A 1,051-nucleotide genomic window follows, 5' to 3' on the forward strand; every position below is an offset into this window, starting at 1 on the left:
CGCGAGCACAAGAAGCTCGCTCTGCGCCAAGCCGCATGACCAGCATCATGGCCGCCCCATTTTGCAGAACTTGACGCACACAACCCGCCCGCCCCCACTCCGTCCGCTTCGCGGCCACCTCTCCCCCATGTCCATGGGGGAGAGGAAATGCCAAGCTTTTCAAGGCAGCGACCTCGGCGATTAGCATTTCCTCTCCCCCACGAATGTGGGGGTAGAGGTGGCTCGGCGAAGCCGAGACGGAGTGGGGGAGCTCCATATGCGATTGGCCCGAAATCGAGATGACGAGCACACGCTGTGCCCCCCTTGGCCACCCCGCACCCTTGCGTATACGCTGCCCGCACGACAATCACCGAGGGAGCCATCAAGGTGAACACCGCCAACTCGCCAAGGCCTCTCGCCGAGATCGCCAGCTATCACGCCCACATCTACTATGACAGACAAGCCGAACGGCAGCAGGCCGAATGGCTGCGCCTGCGCATCGGCGAACGCTTCCGCGTGCGACTGGGCAACTGGCGCGACGAGCCGGTCGGCCCGCACGAGCAGGCCATGTACCAGGTCTCCTTCGCCACCGAGATCTTCGCCACGCTGGTCCCATGGCTGATGCTGAACCACGGCGGCCTGAGCATTCTCATCCACCCCAACACCACCAACCCCAAGCGCGACCATCTGGTCGACCCGGTCTGGATCGGGCGACCGCTGGGGGTGCATGGCGAGGTGCTAGGCGAAGAGGACGAGGCGGAAGAGGCGCTGGAGGTGAATACGGAGCCGACGCTGGGGGCTTAGGGGGCGTTCTGCAAAGTAAAGACTTGGCCTCGGAAATGCGTTCACCAGTAGTTTAGCTCAGGCGTGCATGACTGGCCGTTTTGCGCCTCATCTCGGCCGCGCGGCGGGATCGCCCCTACCGTTGTATACAGCACTTGCACAGCGCGCCTATGAGGCCGATTACGTTCTTCGCCCGCTTGGCGTTAGATGTTTAGTCCCAAGGTTTGATGGGTTGGATCGAGCCTGAATCGTTCGGGCTCTTTTGTCCAGATTTTGCAGATGTATTCAA

The 1,051-nt window shown here is 61.9% G+C and carries 1 protein-coding gene; it reads left to right on the forward strand.

Going from position 1 to position 1,051, the window contains the following annotated elements; all coding sequences use genetic code 11:
• Positions 1 to 366: 366 nt before the first annotated feature.
• Positions 367 to 783 carry a DOPA 4,5-dioxygenase family protein gene (locus NKJ80_RS31405; protein ID WP_352498961.1) on the forward strand — a complete coding sequence of 139 codons (417 nt, stop codon included), beginning with the start codon at positions 367 to 369 and terminating at the stop codon, positions 781 to 783.
• Positions 784 to 1,051 lie beyond the last annotated feature (268 nt).

The organism is Mesorhizobium sp. M0030 (genome assembly GCF_040323695.1).
Lineage (GTDB): Bacteria > Pseudomonadota > Alphaproteobacteria > Rhizobiales > Rhizobiaceae > Mesorhizobium.